1 protein-coding gene (only partly in view) is annotated in these 24314 nt (G+C 60.5%); it reads right to left on the bottom strand.

The annotated features are described in order from the left end of the window. Positions 1–24314: the 5' portion of an Ig-like domain-containing protein gene (locus tag Q7L05_RS00745; RefSeq protein WP_303900901.1), read on the bottom strand. 16579 nt of this gene lie to the left of the window's left edge; the window shows 24314 of its 40893 coding nt (coding positions 1–24314); it begins with the start codon at positions 24312–24314; its stop codon lies beyond the left edge, outside the window.

Genomic DNA, 24314 nt, shown 5'->3' with positions numbered 1-24314 from the left:
TGGTCGGAACTCTCCTGCTCAGCGACGGTGAAGGTTAAGCGGTTGGGATCGGCCAGACGGCTGCATGCCTGACTATCACTGAATACATCGGCAGTACTGCTGTTCAGGCAGAGCTCTACGTAATCGATACCGTAACTGTCAAAGGCACGGAGCCTCACCTCCACCGTTTCACCACGGGGCACGAATTCGCCATCTTCCGGCGAAACGATGCTCAATGAAGGCGGCGTGCTGTCCGGATGTAGCAGATACTGTTCATCGAAGCGGAGATAGGTCTCCCGGCCGGAGAGTCCATATCCGACTCGCAGGGCAACCGGCACGGGATACGGTTCAATCTCTGCCCCCTCGCCCAGCAGATCCCTTAGGGCCGGATTTTGGAAACTGCGGGTTACGGTTCCCGCGTCGCGGTCGAAGGAGGCACTCTGCCACGGCTCGTCGAAGACCTTTACTTGTGCCGTGCGGATAAGCGAAAGGTCACCTTCCAGGTTGAATGTCAGTGTTGCCGGAGTCAGCTCCTCGACCGGATCCGGATCCGTGACGAAGCCGAGCCTGTCGGTGGCGAGGCCAATATTCGGATCGACCACCGTGCCGATAAAGGTCCGCTCCGTGGCGTTGGTCCCGTCCGAAACCCGAACAAGAATCTGCAGGCCCTGATAGTCCTCCCCAATCGCAAGGCTGAACATACCGCTCTCGACTTTCGTCCACGCAGTCCGGTAGCTAAGTCCCCCGTTGGTGGAGAGCCGATAACTGACCGCCAGATCTTCCGCCGCGCGGTAGTTATCGACCGCGGAAATCGTGAACTCGTACAGGCTGCCCCGCTTGAATTCCAGCGAAGGCGACACGAGTTCTCCTCCCTGCGAGGTTAGGCTGACCGAGTCGTAGCTCGGTGCCAGCAGATCTCTGGCCGTGAATCGGTCGCGGAAGACCCCGCCTTCCACACCACCTGAGTTGATGGCCGTGTTGCCACCGGGGTCCTGAAGCCCCTCGACCGCTATCTCGTAGATCGCATTGTGCTCCAGGGCTTCGCCTTCCTTGAGACCCAGGATAAGCCGGTTACCAACGGACTCGAGATCACCGAACCGGCTGGAGATGTCGACGGACGCCGTTGCGCGCTCCTCATAGTCACGGAACCCCTTGATCACATGGAAGCTTCGGGAGCCCGCCGCCTTAATCGGCTCACTTCCCTCCAGGATAAGGGCATTGTGGTAATCCAGCGCCTGAACCCTGCGAACCGTCGGCCGGGTATCGTCGACGCCCGTGAGGAGCTCGTCCGGTGCCGGTTCGGCGACCTCCCCGGTCTCTTCCCGAACGAGGCTGACTTGGTAAAGCTTACCGACGATGGCCTCGGGCGCTATAAACTCGATATGGTTTTCGGCGTTGAGAATATAGCCGACGCTATTCGCGCTGTTGGGCTGAATACCCTCGCCAGCGGGATACCAGTGGACGGAGACCATGGGTGAGAGGCCGTGGGCTTCAACGGTAACGGTATCCCCTCCCCGGTCGCTGACCTTTGCCCCACCCAGGGGATTACTCGATTTCACGGAAGTGATCACCAGGGGTTCGACAATGGCAACCGCCGCCGGCAGAACGGTCACCTGCTGAGGCTGTGATAGCGCCAGTGAATAGAGTCCGGCCTCGCCGAGAGCCGCAGTAAACGTGAGCCGGTCTCCTCCTGCGGAAACCTCGAACTGCTCTACGCCAAGCAGTCGATCGCCCAGCTGCAGTTCGGTGGCGTTTTGCAGCTGCTGGCCAGCCACTTCGTAGTCGACGCTTTCCCCGGCGGATACGGTAGTGGGGCTGACGCCGTCTATCCGGATTGGCGCCAGGCCGAATAACGGTTCGGTACCGATGAACCAGGGCAGATCGACGTTGATTTGTCCCCCATCAATCAACGCGTTCGGCTGGGTAGCGAACTCGAGGCCGTAGACCGAACCCAGGGTGAAGTCCGCTCCGGAGGGCATGAACACGACATCGCTGCCCTCCAGGTAACTACTTCCATTTACTGCCTCCCCCGTGCCAAGAGAAACCGGCGATATCGTGACGCTGCGCCAGGCTTCGCCGCCGGCGATACCGAGACGCAAGGTATCAGCCGCTACGGTGATCTTGCCGGGTTTCAGTCGCCAGGCATTGGGCAATGGGATCTGTGCGCTGTAGTAGCTGGTTCCGCGGCGCCACTCGAGCAGACCACCTTCGAAGCGCATTTGGTTGACGTTATAGGAATGCACATTGGCACGAACTCGGGCAACGGAATGCGACTGCAAGCCGTCCAAACCGGAGTCTACATCGGCCAGTCCGAAGCCTCCGCTGACGGGGCGCACCAGGAGCTCGCCATTGAGTACGGCAGCCGAGGGTGCCGTGATCCGGCCCATAACCGGGTCTCCTTTTCCGGAAAGGAGCAGTGGGAGGGACAGGACCTGAATCTCGGCCCCGCCATGGATCAGAAGCCGCCCGGGCTGCCTGCGCAGTCTTTCAACGGTAGACATACCGTGGAGATGGCTTGTTACGACCCGATCCGGAACGGTGACGTCCCGGACCTCAACGCGGTCGGCAAACAGCAGGTAGGCGTTTGAGTCATCCACCTCGATATGGAAGAACTCGGGCTCCCCCTCCCCACGCAGCGGGTAGCGCGTCAACTGGTCGCTGTTGACGTTCCCCTGGTAGAGCCGTTCACCCTCGACCAGCAGCACAGTGGCACCCGACAGCCGCAACTGCCCCCAGGTTCGCTGCTCCCGGTTGAGAATTAAGTTGACGCGTTCCGGCGCGTAGATTTCCGTAATATCGAAGACTTCAAGGTCGAGGCTCTCGCCGCTCAGGGAGGCGACGAACCGGCCCGATAGCGCCAACTGCTGCACCTCTGCCCGGGTCTGTATCTTGGAGAGATACTGGGGCTGTGCGCCGTCGCGCAGGCTGAAGAGGCGGATCTCGTTTTCGTGGGCAGTCGCCAGCAGATCGCCGAAGCGGCGGAACTGGGAGACGTTTGTCAGCCTTATTTTGGAGTCGAATTCCACACGCAGGGACGCATCGACGGCGCGATCGAGGGTGAAATCCCCATTGCTCAGTTCCACCTCGAGGGTCCCGATAGTATCCCCCGGAACCGGCACGCTGATGGTGTTGGCGTTTTCGACCCGAATCGCCCCGGGGTTTTTGCCGTTGATGCGGACCTTTGTCTGCGCCGAGACACCGCGCCCCCTAATGCCGATAAACTCGCCGGCATTGAAGAGGAAACGATCCACGCTTGCGTTGAAGCGTCCTTCACTGCGATCGAACTGACCGATTGCCTCGATGACCGGGTCGGTAATGTAGGTAAAGCTCGCCGGCAGCAGGTCTGCCAACCTGCCGTTTTGCACGGCCACGCCTACGGAGCGGTTGTCATCCGGCGCCTGCGCCAGGCCGGGCGCCCGGAAGCGCAGCTCGTTTTCCGTAATTCCCAGGATATCACCCGCGGCGACCGCCTGACCGCCGACCTCGATGGCCGTTTCGGTATCGAACCCGCGTCCGCGGATCACCACCTCGTCTCCACCGCGCCATGTGCCGGTTCGGGGGGATACCGACTCGATCACCGGCCGGGCGCCCTCCACCGCTACAAAACGGAAGGTGTAGGGCTTGTTTAGCGTTTTTCCGTGAAGGTCGCGAACGTTCTCCGACAGAGTGACCCAGTAGGCCTTGTTGCCCTGCAGCGGTCGGCTTGGCCTGAAGATCAGTCGCCCGCCATCGCTTGTCACCTGCTGCGAAACAAATCCGGAGACCGGAACGCCGTCCAGCGTGACCTCGATAAGTCCGCTTCCGAAGTCCTGGACCTGACCATGATCGATGATGCGGTTGAACTGCACTTCAATAGTGTCGCCTACCGGCAGGTTCCCGCCCGGGGCGGGCGTTTGTCCGCTAACAGCCAGATCGCGGTTGGCAATGGTATTCATCCCGCCGCCCAGATGATTGGCCGCTCCCGGGTCGTCGATGGGGTTTTCGACCGGTTCTCCGTCGACATAGGCGAATACGGTGCCGGCGTAGAGCGCATCGGCGGTAAACTCCACCGTCGTCACGTCCCCCGTGACGGTGAAATAGTTCACCAATGGCGGGGCTTCCTGGAAAGCGCCATTGAGCCAATCGGTTACGTCATATAGCTGGAGGTCGCCCTGGCCGCCGGCAACGTACAGTGTTTGGCCGACAAGCTTCATTTCCTTCAGGAAGAGGTCGCCGCTACGAACGAGATAGGCCAGGTTGAGGGCTCCGAGCGGTTGGTACTGGAGCGAATCGGCTTTATAGGCAACTACCGTACCGGTATTGCCGCCCCCTACCAGGATCAGGTCGCCTTCGACGAGCAGGTCCGAGGGGGTAAAGCGACCGCCCGCCTTATCCACTGTCTCAAAGGAGTGCGCCGTCTCGTAGGTTCCGCTGGCCAGTTCGACCGCGACCACCCGCTTGGTGTCCGGCAGGGTCGACCAGAGCAGCCCGCCCTCGATGGCCAGTTTTCCGGGGGAGCCTCCCAGGCGCTCGACTCCGATGACACGAAGAGGCGTGAGGCTTCGGTCCGACTCGACACGGAAGATTTCCACGCCTCCGCCAGTAGCGACATAGAGGACGCCCCGCTCAAGCAGGATGTCGCTCACAACCGCTTCGAACGTTCGGCTTGCCAGGAGCAGAGGATCGGTCGGTAGCGTCGTATCGAAATGGAACAGGCGCTTTCCGCCTGCGACAAAGAGGCTCTCTTCGCCAAGCTGCATGCCCACGAAGCCGCTGGGCGGCAGCCCGCCCGTCACGTCGAAATGGTAGGGATAGAGTTGGTCCGCTACCTCCTTTTCCAGAATTATCGGGTGAACCGGGTCGGACACATCCGCGATTACCAGCCTGGCGACACTACTATCCAACCGCTTGACGACGCCGCCCGAGCGGTCCAGAACGTCGTAGCTTCCCCCCGTTATCGCATAGAGCGCCTGCCCACGAATGGCAATCGCCGAAACCGGACTGGGCTTATCGCTGGCGAGATTGACACTGCCGGTCGCGGCTCCCGAATAGAAGTAGTCCACCGGAGAGCGGCTGATTTCGCCCGGGAAGAGGTCGCTTTCGATGGTGACCCCGGCCTTGCCGAAGGCGCCCGCGGACGCTACGACTTCGATTTTGTTACTGCTGTAGACCCTAAGGTCGCCTGCCTTTGCACCGGCGAATCTGACCGTATTGCCATGGCTGAAGCCGCGGCCGTAGATTTCAACACGATTACCCCCCTGCGGCGGCCCGGTATGCGGAGCAATATCATCGATGGCGACCTGCGGAAGTATAGTGGCACCAGCATGCTTTACATAGTCGAGCCCCTGGTCCTTTCGCTCCACACGCACTGCCAGGGAGAGACTCTGCGAGCCGAACCCCAAATCGGGTACTGCGAAACGAACCCGGTCATCTTCGAGCGCCAGAATGTCCTGCGAAGCGATCGCCGTTTCACCGAACCAGACGCCGATCTGCTCCGGGTCAATTCCGAAGTTGCGTCCGGAAATCGAGGCGATCTCCGTCCCGTCGGCGTGGAAATAGTGTAACCCCGTCTGGTCCTCGACCTCACGGACGACCGAGTCGATGACCGGGCGTATACCGCCGTTGCGGACGTATTGGGCGGAAACTGCGCGGTTCAGGGGGTGTCCCGCCAGGTCTGTAAGGGCTCCGGTTACCTCGATTGTGACCGGACCGCTGTACTCACCCGTGAAGCCGATCTCGATCAGCCCGCCGTAGAGGGTGTTGGTGCCCACCAACTCTACACCGGCGAGGGGCTGGGAATCCCCGCCCAGCACCTGGACCGCTTGCTTGAGGTGCGCGGCATCGGTGTTGATCAGACAGTTGAAGGCGATCGTGATCGTTTCGGACGATGCGAGGGTGCTGCCCGTGCCCGGCGCTATATCGGTGGCGGCCAGATAGGGAGCACCATTGGTTTCGATACCCGGTCCGTTGGACTGGAGCGTGGTGCCGCCGATAGCGACGAGCTCCGAGCCGGTTCCCTCGTTGTACTCCCAGTAGCCAACCTCGAACTCCCCGGACTCGCCTTGGCGGTAAATAAGGTACTGCGAGTCCGTTGTAACGTTGACGACTCCGTGCTGCGCCTGAAGCGAGGGTAGATCGTAGGCCGTGTAGCCTGCCGGAACCGTCGCCCGCGCGAGCTTGTGAACACGGTAGTCGGGCTCATTTCCAAAAGTGCTGAATACCGCCAGGTAGAGTTGGCCCTCGCGGACAAAAAGCGCGTACAGCTCACCATTGAGCCACTGTATATCGACCGGAGCGCCGGCCAGCGACTCGGCGCCGGAGCCATCGCCGCCAAACTCGATGTTGGCGTAACCGGGGGCCGACACAAGACCATCCTTTTCGGTCGCGAAGAAGCGGATATAGCCGGTCCCCAAATCGTTGGACGCCGCCACCGCAAGGAGTCCGCGAGTCTTGTCGACCGCGACGTCCATCGCGCGATGTCCCGGGAGCTTCACATTCGAAACCAACAGGGGATGGGAAATATCGTTGGTGTCTACCACCTGAATGCCGTCGGAGCCGTTAGCCAGATAGATTTGGTTGCCGAGTACGGCCAGCCCGGTGACCGGCTGCGCCAGACGCATCTGCGAGAGGCGAACCGGACGCTCCCAGAGGCCGATGTCGTAAATCTCCAGCCCCGCCTCCATGAGAAAACGGTTGCTCCCCGTCGGCCGGCTGCCCGATTTGACCCCGACATAGAGTCGGTCTCCGATGCTCTCCGAGGCCCCAATCTCCATCGGGGGGTAATTGGGCAGTTCGATCCCCAGTCCCTTCGGTAGCGTGTAGGAGATGTCGCCGACGTGAACCTCCTCAACGCTCCCGCCCGCGGGCACCCGCAGATAGACACTGTAGATATCAGGATCGATGACTCCGGGGAGAATAAATTGGAAGCTATTCAGCGTTAGAACGTCGTCCTGGAGATCAATCGTCTCCTGACCTGCTGCCTCTTCGAAAGGACTCCGTCCCGTATAGATTTCCGTAGCGCTGCTCTTGGCCCTCAGAATAACCCGGGTACCCGGCAGAATGACGGCATCGGAAGCCTTCACTTTGACCAGGCGTCCGCCCTCCTTATTGGCTGCGTCGGGCGCGATGGAGAAGTCGATATCAGCCAATTCCACGTCGGCGCCTGCTATCAAGGCCCCGAGCCAGTCTTCGCGCAGCCCTCCGTCATCCAACCGGAGGTGGAGCTGCCCCGGCTTCAACGGAAGCATGTCGAGCGCGTGCGGGGCGATTGTCAACGTGTTCTCGTCGACCCATTGGAACGGCACATCATACTCGTTGACCTGCACGCGGAGTTCCGGCCGGAACCCTTGACCATGCAGGGTAATCGGGCCCTGCTGGCTCAATAGAAACGCACCGTTCCCGATATGCCGTATTGCCGGCTGTTTGGAACCGGCCGCAGCAATACCGAAGTCGAGCGCATAAGGCATCCAGAGACCACCCCCGCGCGTATTTTCGGCATCGGCCACTTCAAGGCGAAGCGAGTCCCCCGGCACTTTGTCGAAGCGAATTTGGAAGCGCTCGGCAATGGGGCCGTCCGCTTCGACGGGAACGAGTTCGAACGGAACGCTCGTCTCGTTTCCGTCACCCACCCGCCTGACGAGGGAGATGGCATCGGCAGCGAGCGACTCGATGGTCACCGGCTCGTTGAAACGGATTTCCAACGTGGCGTCCGGGTCTGCGGGCAGCAGACCGCCCTGAGTTACGGAGGCACCCGCCACGAGCGAATCGGGAAGTTCGAAGATCTCCAACCCCCGGGCACCGCCGCCCGCAATGATACGGCCCTTGAAGATGTCAAGCGCCTCCACGTGCTCCACGTTACCCGCCGACACAATCCTCGGTTCCGCCGGATTGCGGATATCGACGATAACGATGCCATTATCGGCCGAGATAAACAGCAAGCTGCCGATAACCTTCAGTCGAAGCGCCCTGCCCGCCTTCTCCTGCAAATGCCCGTCCAGCGAAAGACGATGGCGCTCGCCCTGCCCCTCCAGCTCGACGAACTCGACGCCCTTGCTGCCCAGTGCCGCTATCAACCAGTCGCCGTAGGGGGTCGCATCGAACACGTTCCCCTCGAACAGATACTGCCGGGTCAAGGCCGGGTCGAACAGATTGACTGCCTGAAGAAGCGACTCCTCGGAAGGCCTCGGCTCAGCCGCGGTATAGGTCTCCCAAACCGGTGGGCATTGAGCTCCCCAGCTCTTGGCCGCGTGGGCACCGCCACTGTATAGCCACCCCTCGTCGATTAGCAGCGTGGAGCCGCTCTCGATTCCCGTCACGGCCGATTCATCGAATGCAACGGGGTCGAACGGCTCCTGGTAGTTGAACAGCTCCAGCGGACCCGGCGCCCCTTTGGCACCGACATATAGGCAGCCTTGTGAATTCGGAGTCTTTCCGGAGGGATGACTGGTGGCTGCGAACAGTACGTGCCCCTGCTTGGCCACATTGACCGTATGGCCGCCCGGTTCGACACTGCCAATAAATTGCAGACCGTTTTGCTCATCCAGGTTAAGCCGTGCGATGCCGCCATTACCGGATGCGACATAGAGCCGCCGGCGCATGACGCCCTCTTCGTACTCCGTCTCAGGAGAGATGCGAATCGAATCGAGCGTAGTGGCGAAGTCCATCGCCTTCTGCTTTTCGATGAGGGCCTTGTCGCTATCGCTCAGCTGGTAGCCATCGGCCTGTTTGGCTATCAAACCATATGCCTGCGCCTTGAGCCGAAGCTTCTCCTCCCCTTCGCCCCCGGCTGGCAGGGCCGTCTCTCCACCGACCAGCGACGGCAGGCGCGGGTCCTGGATATCAAAGCTCGCCGCGCGCGTGCTGTCCGGAAAATCGACGCCCCCCACGCTCTTTTTGACGAATCCCTGATAGAGATAGCCGCCGTTGGTGATCGCCACACCGGCTTCGCTGTCGACGTAGATGTCACTGGGGAATACGAGGGAAGGTTGGGTCGAGGCGAGCATCTTCAGTCCATAACCGAATCCCTCGTCTCCCTGCAGTGCGGTCTGGTTCCCATACCGATCCTCACCGGTGACATCGTGCAGCCCGGGGACGCCCTTGGGCGTGGCGACCCGGATGCGGGTTGTGGACAGCACCTCGACATCTTGAACCGGCATTGATCCAATCCGGATGCTCAGGCCATCCATGACGGTATTGCCCGGTTCGAAGCCTTCACCGTCAATGGTAACCTTGGTCCCGCCCCGAACCGGTCCCCAGCGCGGCGACAGCGAATCGAAGCGGATCGGCGCATCCACCATCAAGCCGCCAAAGAGGGTTGCACTCTCCCATATTCCGCCCCGCTTGGCCGAAACGGTGACGTCGTACTGCCCCTCGCTGGGGATTGGGGGCACCGTAACGGTAAAGATCGCCGCTACGCTTTCGCCGCTGACCGAGACCGAGTCGATTGCCGCCAAAACATCACCGACATAGATCCGTGTGTTCTCCGGTGTGGCGTCACTCCCCCGCACCGAGACCGTAACCGCCGCAGCGTGATCCTTCGCAACCCGGCGCGGTACCACGGCATCGACCGACAAGTTGCCGAATGAGCCCCCCCGGAATTTGAATTCACGGCGCTGTGTCTGGTGAAGGCGGTACAGCTCAATCGGGCCGCTCTCGTCCGGCTTGACCGACGCGACCCCCTCTTCGACGACGAGCGTCAGGATCTCCCCGGTTTCCAGACCCTCGATAGCGCCCTGGGACAGAGTGAGAATCGCATCATTGTTGGTGATCAGCTTATCCACGGCCACGGGTTGGGCCTGGGCGTCGAGCAGTGTGAAACGTTCGAGGTTCGGCGGATACTGGTCGATTGCCTTGTTAAAGCGCACTCGGATCGAGACCTTCCCGTCAGGGGTGCGATCCAAAATCCCACTATAGGGGATGTAATCAGCGATCTGGAGAATGACATCCGGAGTGACCTGCACGGCGTCGCCGCCGCCGGCCACAACCGAACTCCTGCCGGCCACGATGACATCCAGCAGGTGCCCCCCAAGGCTCTCCATTCCTTCGGAAACCCGGGGAGACGCGGGATCCGTAATATCCACAGTCACAATCCCGCGTGCTTCGGTGGCTAGGTAGGCCGTACTGCCTTTCACATCCAGATCGAACACGCTTCCCACGTCGGTGACACGGGCAGCGATACGGGGTGCCGTAGGCTCGCCAATATCCACGACGACAAAGCCGCCTTTGCCCGCCGCGACAAACGCGTACCGACCGCTCACTTTTACGCGGCTTCCGGGAATATCCAGCGTTCCCACGACGCGGCTGCCGATTTCCGGCGCCTTTTCCACCACGTAGAAGCCGCCGCCTCCCACTCGTTCAACCTCAATCAGCCGGTTCGCCTGGAAATCGAACTCACCGCCGACGGCAACGAAGTGCTTTCTGTCTCCGGCTTTCTGCGGCACCGGCGCGATATCCAGAAGCGGCTTGTCAGCCGGCATCGCAAGCCTTTCGGTCATATAGAGCTTGTTGGGCAGGTAGCTGTCGACAGTGCCGAAGCCTTCCTCGTAAAGCGCCAGCAGTGCCCGGTTATTTCGTACCGCCACCCCCTTTGCCGCCAAGGATGGAAGCGCCAAGTCACCAATAATCGTGCTGTTGTTGATGTTCAGAGAATCGAACCCGACGACAAAAATCCGTGCTCCGCCAGGCTGCCCTCCCTCGAACCGCATCGCGGTTACGAAGATGCGGTCTACCCCTTTCTCGAAGTACGGCTCGACACCGATCGCCCGATAGCCGGAGGGCAGGTCAATGGTGGTGAGAATCCGGTCGTCGACCCCGTCACCATCTTTGTCGATAAGCCCACGGAGGTCGTCGAGGTTATAGGCTTGGCCCGTATAATCCGATGCATTGACGTTATAGACGACCACGCCCCCCGTACCCTGCGCGGCGATGAGGAAGTTACCGGTCGGGTCCAGTTCCAGGTCGTAGATTCGGCCCTTGCCTTCTATGGAAGCCTGAACCGGCTGAAGGTAGGTAAACGCCTGCTTGAGGGTCTTCTCCTGCCCTCCCAGATTAACCTGGACATCAACGGTGCCAATCGTGCCCCCGGGCGTCACGACTTCGAGGGTACCTGTATCCACCAGCTTGATCTCGTCCGGGGCGACAGGAATACCGCCGAAGGTGACCACAATGGATTTACCTTCTGTCCGGAAACCCTGCCCGTGGAGTCTAACGGTGGTTCCACCGTTGAGCGAACCGGATTTCGGCTCGATGCTATTCAGCAGGAAGGGTTGCACGTAGTGCACCGCACCCGTGAGCCCTCCGGTACTGCCGTCTTCGGCCCGCACCTCGATGCGCGCCGGGCCCGGATAGTTGGTTGGCGCCGTGACCCGATAACGTACGTTACCGTCCGGTAGCGGCTCACTTCCGTCGACGGGGGCTTCCTGTCCTGCAACCGTCACGGACGCGGCCCCGGCGTCGCGGTTTACGATGATATCCAGGGTCCCCCCTTCGAGGGGCAGCGATACCGGCGAGACATCGAGGATTTCGAGCCTTGGCGAAGTTCCGGAGCCGGTCGTGAAGGTAAAGCTATAGTCGACGAGGCCCCGGGTCCTGCGGCTTCCTGCTTCCTCCCTGAGCTGCACCCGATAGGTTTGGTGCGGGTGCAGGGCTGCTTCCGGCCGGATTTTGAGCAAGCGCCCATTGACGCCGGTATCAATGGCAAAGGCTTCCTCTTCGAGCCCATCGTCGGCGACGCGATATAGCGATATATAACTGCTCAGGTCGTTACGGGCGGACAAGCTCTTGGTGAAACGGACTTCAATCGGCGTATCGGTCCGCACACCGATTTCACCCGTCTTCGGTTCGGTATCGACCACATCGAGCGTCAGGCTGTCGACGAATTTGAGCGTCGATATACCTGTACCCCGGCCCTCCCAGTGGCCAAACAGCGCAATCCCATCGCCGGTAAACAGCAGTGGATCACTCCAGGCCGGCAGGGGCACGTCGGCTCCGCGCGCGCTACGCTCGCATTGCGGATAGACCGCCATGGCATCCAGCAGGCCAACCGCCGAATGGCTGCCGTCGTATATGGCGAGGTAATGGCTGTTTTTCCCGAAGCCTTCGCCGCATTCGCGATCCGTCTTTCGCGTCAGGTTGACGCCCAGCGTAGCAAGTGACCGTACCCCCCGGCTGACTCCCGGAACCTTGAAGCCGTTGCCGTCGTAATCAGCGATTTGGCGAATATATTCCGGACGTTCGGCATCGAATACCGTGTACGCATCACCCGTTCCGAAGCGCTGCCGCCCCCTCGATACACCGGTTTGCCCCGGGCTATCGTGGGTTGCCAATTGAGGCAGCGAGGGTTTGGCCAGATCGAATATGAACCGCCTGCTACTGGATACGATGTGCAGCTGATCGCCGATGGTCTCGATATCCCGCACATCAAGTGGGATGGTGCGTCCGTTGACGGCCGCACTCGATATCTTGGAAAGCAGGCTGGGCCTTAACGGATCGGAGAGGCTTACGATGGCGACCTCCTTTTTGGTCGCCACAACAGCCAGCCGATCGCGAATACGGATTTGCTGGGGGGTGCCGTCGAGCGGCAGGGGCAGTTTATAGAGGATGTCCCGGTCCTTTCCGGGGGGCTGCTCGGTGTAGTCGTCCGGATTCCGGGTTTCGCGATCATAGACCAGCAGCAGGGCCTGATCCTCATGCGGCGTATCGACATGCGGGAAGAGCATACCCTTGGCCGTGACATAGAGGTGGGAGGCCCCCAGCGCCATCGAGGTGGGCTGCATGTCCTGCGGAAGGTTGTAGTAGCCAAGCCCGTGCCGCGGTGCCGCTTCGGCGAGGTTGGCCGGGTCGTACTTGACGAGACTGATCCAGCCGGGCGCGTAGAATGAATCGACCACCTCCTTCGAGTAGACATCTCCCGGTTGGGGAACGCCTTCACCACGGATACCCGCCCCCAGGACATAGAGCAGGTTGAGCGACTCATCGGAGGAGATGTCGACAATGCGCCCGGGAGGCAGCTTGGCCGCGTCGGGCACGTACGCTGCCACAAACCGCGCCTGGATATCCGACTTCGACAGGATCGGTTCGGTCTCCAGGGTTCGGGAAACATCGAGCTTCCCATAGAAGAGTGCATTTTTGAGCAGGAATCGCCGCCCGAGATTGTCGGATATCTCGATATCCACGAATCCGCGATAGCCGCTCTGATCGTTTTCGCGGAAATCGGGAACCAGCCAGGACATCTTTTCCGCGCTGTAGAGACTCAGCCGCCCATCTCCGACGCGGTCGATAACGGCGGAGTCGGATTGGCCGCTCTTGTAAGCCTTGATCTCCACGCCCGCATGGAATCCCCAACCCACGATGGAGACCTGGTCGTTGGCTCCTGCCTGACTAACACTCACCACCGCCGGATGGATAAAGGAGACCTCCAGCTGATCGAGATAGGTAAAGCCACCCAGTACAGTGTCTTGCAAACCGAACCGCGTCGTCACGGTGACGGCTGCCGGTCCGGCGTAGTTGGGAACCGTTTTGGCGAAAAGCTTGTAGATCCCTGTCGCCTCATCGTACCCGGCCTTGTCGATCGCCAGGGGTTGGCCGCCAACCGATAGAGCGGGTTCTTCTCCGAAACCGGTACCGCGAACGACGATTTCGGTTCCGCCCCGAACGTCACCCGAGCTTACGCAAGGCAAGCCGTCCTCAACGGCTACGGTGCAGATGGATGTGATATCCGGATGGCGGGCCTCTGCATCCGGTACGGTAGTGAACTTGAAGAGATAATCACTCGCCAGCGGATTACCGGAGACGGGGGCGATCCCCTCCTTGAGCCGTACATAATAGCGGCGGTTCGGTTCGAGGAATTGGTCGAGTTTGCGCTCGATCACGATCACGCGCTGATTCAACCCGTCGTCGCGTTTGGCAAAGTGTACATCGAACTGGTTGGAGACAGGCGTCCCCACCAAAGCGTCTCCCTGCAGCACCTCCACATAGTCCGCCAGTGGTGTATCTGCAGGGAGGGGGGCCGACAATTGCAGCGTAACTTCGGGAAGCTCGACATCCACGTTCGCTTCATCGCTGACAGGAGTATGGGCAAGAACCGTAAGCGTCGGCATCTCCAACCGGTCGATACCTTTGCGGCCGGCTGCCACCTGAACCGCACCCCGGGCGATGGTGATACCCCGTGCCGCGAAATCCGTTGTCGATGCATCCCGGTGAGTCACGGCGGGAACGGTGATGTCGAGGTTTTGCTCGTCAAGCTTCGCCAGGTCGATGATTTCCACAACCGATTGGTCCGGACGGTCGGTCTGGTCGGAGTAGTGGACGGTCACATAGGCGGAATTACCGGCGACATGAACGTCATAGACGCCGTCTGTCACCAGGTCGGGGCGCTCGGGCGTGAGTTCCACGACCTGCCGCACGGATGGCTGGAACGGGTCGCTGATGTCGACAATGTTCAGCTGTGAGGTACCCCCTCCGCCCGCCATATCGGTGACGAACAGGCGATCGCCCTCCAGGAACAGGCGGTTGGCGACACCCAGGGTATCCACTTGGCCGACGATGGGTAGGGCCGGATCCGCGAGATCGGCCACCACAACCCCCTGGTGAGAGGCGGCGATGAAGGCATACCGCCCCGATACCTTGACGTCACGGGCGAAGCCGCTGGGCTTGATATACCCGACGTGGTACGGCGCTCTGAGATTGCTGATGTCCATGATCTGCACACCGCCGTAGCCATTGGCGACCAGTGCCAAATCATCCTCTCTCGCTATGCCATAGGCGTCCGGATAGGGAAGGTCGACCCGGCCAGTCAACTGATAGGGAAGCCCGAACTGCTGATCGCCGTTCTGGTTGTTGAAGATCAGGAGCTCCGCGCTACTGTTGTCCAGATAAAGGGCACCACTCCCCTCGGCGCCGTCGGGTCCATTGAGCCAATCCTTTTTGATTTCATTGGAGAGGGCGCCGACAAAACGGCAGGCGTCGCCGAACGGGTTGCCCCGGGTCCCGCACTCGGTCTGCCCCGTGACGCCGGACTTGGATGCAAACACCAGGTTCGAATCTGCGTGGATCTCCCCGATGGTGCCCTTGAAAATTTCGGAGGCGCCATTGAGAAGGTCGGAGTAGACAAAGAAGTCGCCTTCACCGTTGCCCTGGGACTCATCGACCGCATCCATGATGAAGAGGCCGGTACGGGGCCCCGGAGCGAGCCCGGCATCTTCTGCCGCAGTGATATTACCCAGCCCGGCCTCGATCCGCATCGGATCGGCGGTCGACCATGCCGCCACCATCGCGCCCCTCCGGTCGGGCGACTGGTACTGGTCAACCGCTGAGTAATAAACACCTTTCCCATACTCGGGATTGTCCTCCCCGGGAGCGATATATCGGCGCTGACTGAAGGGCAGGCCTACCTCGTAGATCGTCTCTTCCGTCACGGTATGTGCCGGTGTCACGACCTTCGTGGTCACCCGGAGCCTTTCGTTTCGCTCATCGCTCCGCCGGAGGACTGTCCCGTCCGAGAAATCCGCCCAGTAGATATATTTGTGATTGTCCGGGTCACTTACCGGGGTGGTGTCTCCGCTGCTGTGCTGGTCGTTCCGATACAGTTCAAGGGGATACTCGTCAAGGACTATCCACTGGCCGGCATCCCCCTGATACTCACGGCGCCAGTACATCTGAACATTTTCGATGTCACCGCCGATATCTTCGATAGACACCAGGGCCCTGAGGGTCTCGGCCCCCGTGACGATGTCCCGATCGAGCGGCCGAAGAACGCTGACCTTCGGCACCACCGTGTCGGCGATGGTCCCGACACTCACCACCTGCGTTTCACCCGATTGCCCGAGCTTGTCGTAGGCGACCGCCTGCAGTGTAAACCCGCTCACTCCCGCGGGTGCGCCGATGCTGGTTCGGTAGACGTGGTCCTGGGCGAAGCTATCGGTTTCGCTGCCATAGCTGTCGTAAACGGTTCTGACAGGGCGACCGTTCACGTAGAAGACCACATGGTCGATCCCTTCAACTCCGAGATCGTCAAAGGCTTCCACGAAGACCTCGATGTCCTCGCCGTCGATTACCACCGCGTTATCGCTGGACGGCGAGATGATTCGCGCTTCGGGCGGTTCATCGGCCTTGATCAGCAGCGGCAGTGGCAGGTCCGTCACAGGGGACTGGTAGCCGTCGATATCGAAAGCTGTCGCCCGGAACCGCAGGGCTTCGCCCACCCGCCCGGCGGGAACGGTCATATGGAACTGGAACGGAGCAGCGGCATCCTCGCCCAGCGGCCTGAAAGCGAAGTCACCGTCCGGCTCACCAATCGCGTACTCGAGCTGGACCCGGTCGACCCCTACTTCCGGATCCCGGGCGGTGACATTCAGAACGATTTCGCGGCCCTCTGTGACCTTGTCCGGTTCACCGATATAGAAGCCCCGGCTGTCGAGCAGACGTATCCCGGTAACCTCCGGCGGCTGGTTGCGGATCAGGCTGATAGCTGTTCCGGTACGCGATTCGTTGCCAATTCCATCGCGGGCGATGACCCGCAAATACAACGCCAACTGGTCGGGAACAGCCTCCCCGTCTTGAGCATTGAGGTACTCATCGATGGTCTTGACGTGTTGTGTGCCCGAGTAGGGGCCCTCGAGCAGCGAGCGTCTCGACACGATCTCCGAGTCGTCGAAGTCGCCATCCCCGTTCAGGTCGGCCAGCATTTCAATGCTGACGAGCCCGACCTTTACGTTGTCCGTAATGTCGGCGCGGTAGGCGAATGACCGGTTTTCGGCCACGGTTGCCGTGCCGCTGGGCCTGACCAGCATAATGACCGGCGCCTCGTCATCTTTCAGGACTTGGACGGTGATGTCGTTCGCGGCCTCTACGGTGCGGGGCGAGTCGGCTCGCTCCTCGGTCGTCGCTGCGCTCAAGACAAGGCTTTTGCCGGCTTGGCCGTAGGGCACCGGCACATAGAACTCATAGGGGAATGCCGTATCGGTGAACATCTTTTCACCGCCATTCAGCCCCTTGACCATCAAGACAACCCGGTCGATGCCCACATCGTCAACCGCATTGATCTGGACGAGCATCGGCGTCCCTTCGATAACCTCGGCCCCCGGTTTGGGAAGACCGAAGGCGACCGTCGGAGGCTCGTCCCGGGTTATGGTGACCTCGATGGTCTCCTCGGCCCGGTGCTTGTCCATATCGCCCTGGGCTACCCCGTAGGTGTCCACCGCCTCGAGATGGATTCTAATGAGATTGTTCTCCGGAACCGACGAATCGAAGGAGGGAACGGGGACCATATAGTTGTATGGCCCCTGCCTCAGGCGCAGTTCATAGGGAGGATTCCCGTTGCCGTACTCAGCGGTCAACTTCACATACCCAACGCCCACATCGTCGAAAGCATGGGCGTTAACGTACAAATCGGTGTTTTCGACGACATGCGCCCCGGGTAGAGGTTCCAGGATGTCCAGTGTGGGCCGTTCGTCGGGCCTTATCGGGTAGCTGATTTCACGCGACTGCCGATTGGCGGCGTCAATCGCGACCACCTTGACCCAAAGGTCGGCCCGGCGGACATCGGAAAGCGGAGTCTCTCCCAGAGAAGATGCGATCTCCCCCAGCAGTGGTGCGTGCAGGATCTGCGAGTACTCCGGGGAGTCGATGTTAACCGTCGATACCGGTTCGAAATCCTTTGCGGGGATCCCGTCCACCGTCCTTACCGGCGAATACTCCCCTTTCCGGTACTCACCACTCTCCAGCAATACCCCGTAGGCCGTATGCAGTTCGAGCGCGTGGACCTTGACGTTGTCGTACCCACGGAACTTGAGGGTAAAGTCCGCACCCTCAATGCCCCCAAAACCTGCCTTTGGGGCGGTGACCACCGGTTCCGGCTTAATCGTGTCGGCGACGACATGGACCTTTCGCTCGGCCGTCCCGACGGCCCCGTCGGAGTCGGCCACTGTAGCGGCGAGTTTCAAGGTTTCATCGAAACGCACCAACCCCTCCGGGATCTCCAGCAGATAGTCTATCTGGCTGGCATAGGGACTGTCCGAAGACGCATACAGCGCGGCCTTGTCCGCATCGTATTTCTCTTCGATGCTGTCGTGAATCGACGAGAATCCCTGCCGCACTTGGGCATCAACCGTGTCGAGTTCCTCGACCGAGAGCACCTGCAGGGGGATCCCATTGGCGGTGATTCGAATCGACTGGGGCGTACTCAAAAAGCGGTCGTCGACCGCCAGCACCCGGGCCCTCACCGCAAAGGTTCCGGCCGCGATCTCCTGGTTTTCAGCCGGGGAGATGAAACGGATTTCCGGGACCATGTTGCCCAGCGGGTGAACGAGGAAGGTGCGCCGTGATTCGTTGCCGACGTTGTCGACGACGAACAGTTCATACTCGGTCGGTTCGGCTTGGTCGAAGGTGACGTCGGTGGTCACCCCGTCCCGAACCATCGGCTCTTCGGGGCATTGGTGCGAATAGTGTTCCGAATAGACTTCCTCAGAAACCGAGCCATCGGGCGCCAGCCGGTTGATAACGAAATGGGTCAGCCCTGCGTCGTCGCTGAGGTCGGTATCGAGACGGAACGGCTCCCCTCTACGCACCCAGAACTCGCCATAATTGAGGCGCTTGGGATCGGTAATCGTCTTTGTGAACTGCCCGTTCACACGGTACGAATGGAATCCGGCCATCTCCAGCATCGGGGCCTCATTGGCATGGACCGGATAGGTGAACGAGTTTTCCGAGACATTTCCGCCCCAGTCCTCCGCCAGCACCGTGAGTTCAAGTTCAGTGACGCCGTGGTCTTTGGGAATTTGGTACGGGAAGAAGGATTCACTGTTGCCGAACCGCGACGCCAAGCTGCGTACCGAGTCCGCACGGTTTTCGAGCAGTTGAATCGACTTCAACAGCCCCGAGTCATCCTCGTGACTGAGCTTGAGGTCGATCTGTTGGCCGGGGACGACAACAGTTCCCTGCTTCGGTGATATCAACTCCAGCCCCGGCCGGGTGACATCGGCATTAACCAGGTGGGTCGACAGCGGCTGAAGGAGAATCGAATCCCGCTGCCCCGAAAGCCGGTCGGTGGCATGGCCCAGCACCGCGAAATGCCGGATCGCAGCGGTGGGCGGAAGCGGTACCGAATACCCGTATTCACCGTACTCACCTGCCTGCAGATGGAAGGTACCCGTCTCGATAAATGCACTTCCTCCGCCTGCCCCCTGATCATCGACCATTACGGCAATTCGGAACTCCGGCCGGACGCGTTTGCTCACGCCGTCCGCGGAATAGCTGCGAACGCCCCTGATCTCTTCGATAGAGAGGATGATCGAGCGGAGGGATCCGGGCAGCGGGCCGCCGTTACCGTCCATCAAAACAGGCCGGACCTCCAGACGGGTCGTATCGGCGCCAATATAGGGCGTCAAATCGAGCTGTCCCTGGGTGCCCACGCTCTCGGCGGCCCGCATTCCGGTACAGACGGCATCTGAATAGGTGGTGACCTCGTATTCCACCGCACCCAGGTCCGGTCCGCTGAGTGTGAGCGATTTGATCTTCTCCGTGGGGTAGTCGAGCGGAGCCCGTGCTTCGAGGGTATCGCCTTCAAACCTCAGAAAGTCCCTTCCGTTGACAGAGAGAATGCCTTCCCAGCCTGCCGCCTCGGGATAGTCGATCCGATAGAACGGACGATTCCCATCCCTTGAAGTGGGTTCGCTCATTCCGAGGACGCCCCGGGATTCGCCGAGACCGGAAAGTGAAGTAAAGAGCGGCAGGTGCGCCACCTTCAGGGCCCCGCCGCCGACGAAGTCATCTTCCACGACGAAAGTACCAGAGACCGCCTGCCCACTCAGTGCACCATCGGCCGGCGCTTCGGCAGCAAGCCGTACAGTCGGCGGCGCGTCCGCAAGGACCGTATAGCGCTCGGTCTGCGTCGATTCGTTACCGGAGGAATCCGTCACCCTGATGGAGAGTGAGAAGTGCCCGCTCTCCTCACCCGGCGGGAACTGCTGCAAATGCAGATCATAGGCGGGGTCGTTCTTGTCAGCCGGTAGGAGAATCTCTTTCGACAACAGGTTGTCCGCCGACGAGATCAGATCGACACTCCCGTCGGAAGCAATCAAGCGAAGATCGTAGGATTGGACGGCGACGTTATCGGAAACTCTGACAGCGACCGCAGCCGCCTGGCTTTCGTAAAGCGGCGTTTCGGGGCTCAGGAAGGTTGCGACAGGCTGGACATCATCATTGAGAATTTCGACCCCGACGGGGTCGGTCTCCGCCTCATTCACCCCGCGGTCGTACGCCCTGACAAACAGCTTCAGGGTTTGGCCGGCGTAGTTCGAAAACGCCTCCGGGATCCTGAGCCTCCCCTCGAAATCCGAATAGAAGCGCTCACCGACCAGGACTGCCCCGAATGTGCCGGGGTTTGCGACCTGTGTCGACTCTACCCGATCCTTTCTGGAAAACACCTCCCACTCTATCGGGAGGTTCATTCCGTCTGCTGCCTCGAGTCGGGGCTTCAAGCCATCGACATACTGGTTGTCGGCCGCCGTACCCCGCACGGTGAAGCTCTGTTCGGGCAGCACACTGACAGCCTCCAACGGCTCTTCAAGAACGACCGTGGGGGGCTCGAGGTCGTCCTCGATCTCCAATTGCAGGTCGATCGTCGTGGTCTGGTCTCTGCTGTCCCGTGCCCGGGCATAGACCCGGGTGTTCTCCGACTCCAGTGTCGGGACTCGAATCGATGCGCTCAAGTAAGCACCCTCGGTGCTGTTCTCGATCTCCCGGCGCTTGAAGCGCTTCAGCGGGTGCTCGCCATCCGTGTCGGTATAGAAATAGAGCACCTCTTCGACCCGCCGGTCGTCGGTAACCAGAGTGGTAATGGTGAAGCTTTCGCCCTCCACGAGCCTTGAACCGGGTGCCGGCTTCCGAACCGAAAGCTTGGGCGGCTCATCGACGACGAGTTCGAACCGCCAGTTGGTGGGCGTATTCGCATTGCCGTAGATGTCTTGCGCGCTCAGTTCGAGCACCAGTTCGCCGCTTTTTCCCTCCGGAATAGCGTACGGGAATCTGCCAGTCACGCTCGACGCTTGGTCGGACGCCGCCGGAGAACCCGAGTGTACGGTCTGACCGTCGATCCGGACCTGAAGGCTCTCGACGCGGGTTTCATCCGCTGCCCGGTAAGAGAAGTAGACCGTATCGCCGGCAAACAGCGGCGCAGCCTGGGATGGGTCCGTAATGGCAAAAGCGGGTGGGGCGTCGTCGGCGCGAATACTCAGCGGAGCGACTACGGGGTCGGAGGAGAGCCCCCGGCTATCCACCGCCGTTACCTCGACCTGAAGGCTCTGGTTCCGGTTATCGAGCGCAAATGAGGCCAAGTCAAAGTCGACTCGTTCGTTGACTTCCGGTCCCGGCACGAGACCGGTGTCGGGATCCTTGGTCTGGGAGCCAAGAACATTGCCATTGGCATCGGTGATGCTGACGGTAAGGGCTTCTATGAACTTATCGTCACGCGCTATGACCGTGAGGTATCCGGACTGCTGGTTGAAGTAGTCCGTCTGGTCAAGGATCACGCCTTCTACCGAAGGCGGCTGATCAGCATAGACCCCGACCACCATGCGGCCTTCGGTTTCATTGCCCGCCTTATCGGTGGCCACCACCCGGACGGGATACCGATCGAATTTAACGCCCTCCAGATACTTGAAAGGAGGTGCGCGAACCATCCTGAGCGCCGAAAAGGCGTGCAGAACACCAGGAATCGACTGAGGCGCGAAATCCTGGCCCGTCAGCCGGTCATTGGCATCACCAGTAAGCAGGAACCCCGCCCCGTCCAGCTTTTTGACCCCGTAAAGTTCAACCGAGCCGACCCCTATGTTGTCGTAGCCCGTCACCTTGAGCACGAAGGCGCTACCCTCCACGATAGAGGCGATGTCGTCACCCGCGTCGGTTTCGTCGATTTCCGGTGAGGCGAAGTTGACCACCGGTGGTTCAGCATCCTGGCCAAGCGTCACCTTGACACGGTTGCTGGTCGCCATCTGGCCGGACGAGTCATGGGCGACGGCGTGGATCGAGAGAGGCACCTCACCCGATACCTCCTCGGGTGTCTCGTAAATCTCGGAAAACGGCGCCCTGTAGTCACTGCCGACGAGATTGTCGTTGACGTAGAAATCCAAATGCTCGATCGCCAAGTCGTCCGATGCGCTGGCACGCAACTCGGCAGGCAGCCCGGCAACGAGACTGGCTCCGTCCACCGGATGGGCCAGGGCGACGGTCGGCGGCTGATCGATTTTGACCGGGACGGCAAGCGGTTCCGACTGGCTCACGGCCTGATGATAGTCAACCGCTTCGGCCAGGAATTCGAGCGAACGCCCCTCCCAGTCTTCCCGGATTTCGATTTCAAAGGTTTCGGTGGTTACGCCGTAACCGTGGTCCCCTTCGCCGGCCTCGGTTTTTTTCGTGTATTCCCTCGTACCAACCGCCTGACCATCCATCAAAAGCCGAACAGCCGTACCTGCCGCCAATGTGTCATCCGCCAAGTCGACGGTAACCCGAAGCGTCTGACCGATAGTGACGCTTGAGCCAGCCAGGGGAGAGGTGATACGAACCGTCGGTTTCGCATTACCGATGATCTTGATGAGCTTGGCAGGAGCCTTGGTGCTCGACCCGTTGCTACCGTGAACAATGGCCGAGAGAGCGCGGGTCGTCTGCGTCGTGCTAATGGACGGAGTGGAGAGCTGCGACTGCCAAACTTCGAAAAGGATTTCGTCCTTGGGGTCCGATGGATTGGGGCGCTTCGACAGGCGAGGATAGTAAGCTTCTCCCAGCTTTTCCCCCTCCATGAAGAACTCCACATACTCTATCCCACTGTCGTTCAACGGCTCGCTGATACTGCCCAGGCGTGACGAAACCGCCGCGACCAGAGGACTCTCCTCGACGATGCTTTTCCCGTCCTCGGGGAGCTCGAAGCTGAACTCGGGCGTGTCCAGTTCTCTTTGGGCGACGACCTTTACCGTTGCAAGGGCGGGAGCGCTCTTCTGACCCGCACTGTCCACGGCGATGGCGGAGAACTGGAAGCTTCGCCCCTCCATTTCCTGTGACAGGGGGAATGAAAGTTGATAGGGCGAGTGTGCACTACGTCCCAGGAGATTTCCCTCCAGCCAAAACTCAACCATCTGTATGGCCACGTCATCGGTGGCTTGGGGCGTCAGATTCAGTTCCGTGCCGACCGATGCTTGCGAAGGTACATCGATGTCAATCTCCGGTGGGGCGTCAGTCGCTGTGACGGGAATATCGACGTATATCCCCGGGTCGCGTTTCAGGCTGGCTCGAAGGACTACCGGCGCCTCCTGAGGGATGATGGCAGACGCCCTTAGCTGCCCTTGGGCGGAAACATTGATGATGCCTTCCGACGCCGATGGCAGTTCATAGGCCAGTTCCAGGGAGTCGTTCAGCGGCGCCGTGCTGCCGTCGTCGAAAACGGCGCTCAACTCGGGCAAGGGCAATGTCGCATTCAAGCGTGACAGATTGAATGGGCCACTCTCCTGTCCTTGGTAGCGGAGTCCGGTCAAGTTTCGTGAATAATCGACCGTAACCGGAACCGGAACGGGGGGTTGTCCCGGGTAAGCGACCTCGATTGCCACTACGTCGGCAGCGGTCTCCTTCAGGGGGTAGACCAAACCATCGGACGTGACAGCAACGACCGATGGCTCCGAGGAGGTATAGGTAACCCCAGTACCGGCACCGGGTGCCGGGGTCAACCCCCGAAATTCGTAATCCAGGGAGGGCAGCAGCCGCGCGAATTGAAGTGCATCGGAGAAAACGAGGGATTCGGGGGCCACATACAATCCGTTGACCGACTCCGAAACCGACTCCCCGAGGTATCTGACCTCGGACAGGCTTGCTTGATTGCCGGAGGCATCGACAACCGTGGCTTCTATCAAAAGCAGGGCATTCCGGGCCATCTCCTCACCCGAGAGAGTCTCCTGAAAAGGCGCAAGGAAATGGAAGTCGGTCTGATCGTCAGTGATTGGGCGCTTCCGAACGAAACCGTTGGTTTCTACGAACGCACTATTTGCTGCCTTCTCGACAACGCCCCCGAAGCGCCTGAGATCCGAGGCTCTCAGGCCCGTCAACTCCACGGAGACGTATGAGATATCGGTGTCGTCGGACGCCGTCAAAGTCAACGTTGCAAACTGTCCACCATCATCGGCCGCGACACCGATTTCGGCGATAGAGACATCAGGAGAGTGGGATTCGTAACTCAAAGTTTCGCTGTAGGTTTGCGAGTTCCCGTCAAGAAACGCCACATCGACGCTCGGCTGGAAAACGGCATTGCCATCGGCAGTAAAAGGGAACGAGCAGGCATTGGGATGGCTGGCGTCACGGATGCTTTCGGCAGGCGTCAT

Origin of the sequence: Thiohalomonas denitrificans (assembly GCF_016841685.1) — a bacterium.
Lineage (GTDB): Bacteria > Pseudomonadota > Gammaproteobacteria > Thiohalomonadales > Thiohalomonadaceae > Thiohalomonas > Thiohalomonas denitrificans_A.
Note: the sequence above shows the minus strand (reverse complement) of the source record. Positions and strands in the feature narration are given on the sequence as shown.